Here is a 4316-nt window from a genome sequence, read left to right on the forward strand (position 1 = left end):
CGGAACCCGCTGCGACATCCACGCGGTCCATGCCCGAAAAGTCGATCTTCCACAGCTCGAGGGCAGTGATCGGTTCCACGGCGAGAGGCATCGAGGTGACGGCCACAAGGTCGTTGGACCGGTGCACGTGCATGGCGAGCCGGCCCGAGGCGTTCACGGCGAATGCAGTGCGGGTGCGCCAGCCGAGCCCATCGGGGGACTCGGAGGGCACCGACTCCACCTCGATCCGCCGCTCGACGCCGGCGAGACGGGACAGTTGCTCGGCGAAGATGTCACCCTTGATCCGGCGCTGCTCGGCGAGGGCGATATGGCCGAACTCGGCGCCGCCCACCGGCGGCTGGCCCCGCGCTGCGCTTTTGAGCGAGTCCGCAAGGGGCCAGGGGTGGGCAACCCGGTGCGGGGAGGGCTCGAGGACCTCGACCACGTCACCGCGCCAGAAACTCGCATCGTCGTCCTGCTCGGTCAGCCGGACCCGGACCTTCTCGCCCGGCAGCGCGTGCCGGACGAAGATCACACGGCCGTCGATCCGCGCAACGAAGTGGCCACCGTGCGCCGGACGTTCCATGGAGACATCACGCAGCGGGGCGGCGTCGAAGGGCAGGGAAGCAGGGGTGCCTGGATGCGCGGGTGCATTGCCGGATTCGGAAGTCATGGCCTCACTTAGGGTTCTGGAAGTTCTGCGCGGCGTCGGATGACGCGAGCTGCCAGGGAACGCTGGCCACCATCACTCCCGGAACGAAGTGGAGGCGGGTCTTGATGCGCAGCGCCGTCTGGTTGTGGACAAGCTGCTCCCACCATTTCCCCACGACGTATTCGGGGATGTACACCACGATCAGGTCCCGGGGCGAGTCCCGGCGCATCGTGCGGATGTAGTCGAGGATGGGCGTGATGGTGTCGCGGTAGGGCGAGGCGAGAACCGTGATGGGGACGGGAATCTCGAACTTCTCCCAATCCTCAAGGGTACGCCGTGTCTGTTCGGGGTTCACGTCCACGATGACGGCGTCGAGCCTCGACGGGCGGGAAGCGCGCGCGAACGCGAGCGCCCGCAGCACCGGTTTGCGGACATGCGAGACGAGCAGCACGGCATGGACCCGGGAGGGAAGCGCGCGGAGTCTCACGGCGTCGTCGATGGCGAGCTCCTCGGCGACGGCGTCATAGTGGCGCTTGATGCCGCGCATGATGATGAACAGCCCACCCATGGCGAGGACGGCGATCCAGGCGCCGAACTCGAACTTCGTGACGAGGACCACCACCAGGACGGCCGCGGTGAGGGTGAAACCGAGCGTGTTGATGGCCCGTGACTTGCGCATCCGCCACCGCTCGGGTTTGTCCACGGTGCTGCGCAGGATCCGCGTCCAGTGCTTGATCAGCCCGAGTTGGCCCACGGTGAAGGAAACGAAGACGCCGACGATGTAGAGCTGGACGAGCGCGGTGACGTCGGCGCGGAAGATCAGGATGAGCACGGCCGCGCCGAGTCCCAGCGCGAGGATGCCGTTGCTGAACGTCAGGCGGTCGCCGCGCGTGCTCAACTGCCGGGGCAGGTAGCCGTCGGCAGCCAGGATCGATGCGAGGACGGGAAAGGCCGTGAACGCTGCGTGCCCCGCGAGCATCAGGATCAGGGCCGTCGCCGCAACGACGAGGTAGAACGGCACCGACCCGGTGGAGAACACGGTCGACGCGAGCTGGCTGACCACCGGGTGCTGGATGTACTCCCCCGCCACCGGCCGGCCGTCCAGCAGGAGCTGGGTGGCCGGGTTCTGCACCACGTGGACCTTGGCGGCGTTCGCGAGGTAGATGACACCCGCAAGCATTGCCGCCGATACCACTCCGAGCACAAGGAGCGTTGACGCGGCGTTGGCGCCCTTGGGGGCCTGGAAGCTCGGCACGTTCGAGCCCGGTCCTTCGACGCCGGTGAGCGCCGCCGCGCCGGCGGAGAAGGCCCTCAGGACCAGCAGGGCTCCGGCCAATCCGACGAGGCCGGCCTCGAAGGCGGGGTCCGGAATGATCTCGAATCTGGCGCTGGGGGCCTCACTCAGGGTTCCGGTGAGCGCCTGGATCAGCCCGGTAAGGCACAGGCCCGCGATGGCGGCCAGGAAGATGTAGGTGGGGACGGCCCTTGTCCGCGCGCCGCCGACCGATCCCCTCAAATTGAGGAGTACGAGGATCCCTACGCCCGCAACGGCGAGTGGCACACGGAACTCCACGAGGCCCGGCGCCAGTGCCACGAGGTATTGGGCCGCTGCGGAGACGGAGACCGTCACCGTCAGCACGTAGTCGACCATGAGCGCGGAAGCCACCGTGGCGCCGGCCCGAGCACCGAGATTCCGCTTGGCGATCTCATAGTCGCCCCCACCCGTCGGGTAGGCGCGGACCCCCTGTCGATAGGACGCGATGACCACCAGTAGCACCACGATGACGGCCAGGCCCACCCACGGTGAAACAGCGACGGCGGCAACCCCCGCGAGGGCGAGGGTGAGGAGGATCTCATCCGGGGCGTATGCCACCGATGAGAAGGCGTTGGAGGAGAAGATAGGCATGGCCAGCCGGCGCGGCAGGCTTCGCTGACGCAACTGGTCGCTGGAGAACGGCTTGCCCACCAGCACCCGCTTGACGGCCTCGAAAAAAGTCAGCACAGCCCACAGACTAGCGCCTTTGGTCCCTGTCCAACCCATTAGGCTTGACGCAGGCGGCAGGCCGGAACATGCCGGATGGCCGCCTCGACAATGCAGTAGACAGATGCAGCAGACAGGGGTGCCCTCGGTGGCTCATTTCGTGATCATGGGGTGCGGCAGGGTGGGCGTCAGCCTTGCCCATACGCTGGACGAGTCCGGCCACACGGTCGCCATCATCGATCAGGACGACCACGCGTTCCGCCGGCTGCGTGGCTCCTTCGGCGGCAGGAAAGTGACCGGCGTCGGCTTCGACCGGGACACGCTCAAGCAGGCTGACATCGAGAAGGCGTATGCCTTCGCCGCCGTCTCCAGTGGTGACAATTCCAACATCCTTGCCACTCGGGTTGCCCGCGAGACGTTCCATGTCCCCCACGTCGTGGCGCGCATCTACGATCCGGGGCGCGCGGAGATCTACCAGCGCCTCGGCATCCCCACCGTCGCGGCGGTGCGCTGGAGCGCCGACCAGGTGCTGCGGCGCATCCTGCCGGAACAGAGCATCAACGGCGACTTCCGCGAAACCTCGGGCCGTCTGATCCTCGGAGAGCTGGGCCTGAACGACGCTTGGCTGGGCCGTTCCGTCCGGGACATCGAGGCAGCCGGCGGGGTCCGCATCGCCTACCTGACCCGCTTCGGCGAGGGCATCCTGCCGTCTGACGAAACCAGCTACCAGCAGGGTGACATCCTCCACGCCATGATGAGGACGACGGCGACCGACGAAATCGCACGGGTCCTCGCCAAGGGACCGCAGGAGGAAGCCGAATGAGAGTGGTCATTGCCGGGGCCGGAAGTGTCGGCTCATCCATCGCCCGGGAACTGCTGTCCAACAAGCACGAGATCCTCATGATCGACGAGAAGCCCGAAGTGGTGGGGCGAAGTGGCCTCAAGGGCGCCACATGGCTCATCGGTGATGCCTGCGAGCTGACCACGCTGAAGGATGCCCGGCTGGACGAGGCCGACGTCGTGGTCTCCGCCACCGGCGACGACAAGGTGAACCTCGTGGTGTCATTGCTGGCCAAGAGCGAGTTCGGTGTGGGCCGCACCGTAGGCCGTGTCAACAATCCGAAGAATGACTGGATGTTCGATGATTCCTGGGGTGTGGACGTCGCCGTCAACACGCCCCGCCTGATGACCGCCCTGGTGGAGGAAGCCGTGGAGATCGGTGACCTCGTGAGGCTTCTGACCCTGCAGGCCGGGGTTTCGTCGATCGTCGAGTTCACGGTGCCGCAGGACTCACCGCTCGTGGGAAATACGGTGGGCGCCATCGCCCTCCCCGAGGACTGCGTGGTGGTGGCGATCCTGCGCGACGACGCCCCTATCACGCCGAGCCCCGACGACATCGTGGAGGCCGGCGACGAGGTGTTCTTCCTGGCGGCCATCGCGGCGGAGGACGCCCTGCGCACAGCTCTCTCGGCCCGGGACGATCCGACGCAGGAAGATGCGGCGCAGGACAATCCGACACAGGAAGGGTCAGCGCCCGAAGGGTCAGCGCCCGAAGGGCCTGTGGTGACGGAGCGTGGGGGTTCTTCAGCGGTGCCCTAGTGGTGTGTCGCTTGGGATGGTGATCTGTCGGGGCGTGGTTGCGAGTGGTGGCTGCGGCTCGGGGCGGCAAGCCCGATGTCTACCCTCTCGGCTCGTACCGCATCG

General features: G+C 67.1%; 4 protein-coding genes. 2 read left to right on the forward strand and 2 right to left on the reverse strand.

What is annotated here, in order from left to right:
* Together Y704_RS25405 and Y704_RS0115500 are read right to left on the reverse strand one after the other, a co-directional pair.
* Positions 1 to 652: TRAM domain-containing protein (locus Y704_RS25405; RefSeq protein ID WP_035773048.1), on the reverse strand; the 652-nt coding region annotated here is incomplete at its 3' end.
* 4 nt (positions 653 to 656) lie between these two features.
* On the reverse strand, positions 657 to 2633 hold the full coding sequence (locus tag Y704_RS0115500) for an APC family permease (RefSeq protein WP_026550793.1): 1977 nt from the start codon (positions 2631 to 2633) through the stop codon (positions 657 to 659).
* A 127-nt stretch (positions 2634 to 2760) separates the two neighbouring features.
* On the opposite strand from Y704_RS0115500, the gene Y704_RS0115505 reads away from it, so the two are divergent.
* Together Y704_RS0115505 and Y704_RS21870 are read left to right on the forward strand one after the other, a co-directional pair.
* Positions 2761 to 3435, forward strand: coding sequence for a potassium channel family protein (locus Y704_RS0115505; protein ID WP_026550794.1), 675 nt, complete (start codon positions 2761 to 2763; stop codon positions 3433 to 3435).
* Positions 3432 to 4211: a potassium channel family protein gene (locus tag Y704_RS21870; RefSeq protein WP_081747705.1), complete on the forward strand. Its 780-nt coding sequence runs from the start codon at positions 3432 to 3434 to the stop codon at positions 4209 to 4211. The genes Y704_RS0115505 and Y704_RS21870 overlap by 4 nt, the downstream gene beginning before the upstream one ends.
* Positions 4212 to 4316 lie beyond the last annotated feature (105 nt).

The sequence above is a fragment of the Arthrobacter sp. Br18 genome (assembly GCF_000520555.1).
In the GTDB taxonomy this organism is placed as follows: Bacteria; Actinomycetota; Actinomycetes; order Actinomycetales; family Micrococcaceae; genus Arthrobacter_D.

What these genes read in the sequence shown, in the direction of transcription:
- Y704_RS21870 (WP_081747705.1), top strand. Translation starts at nt 3,432, where the DNA reads ATGAGAGTGGTCATTGCCGGGGCCGGAAGTGTCGGCTCATCCATCGCC.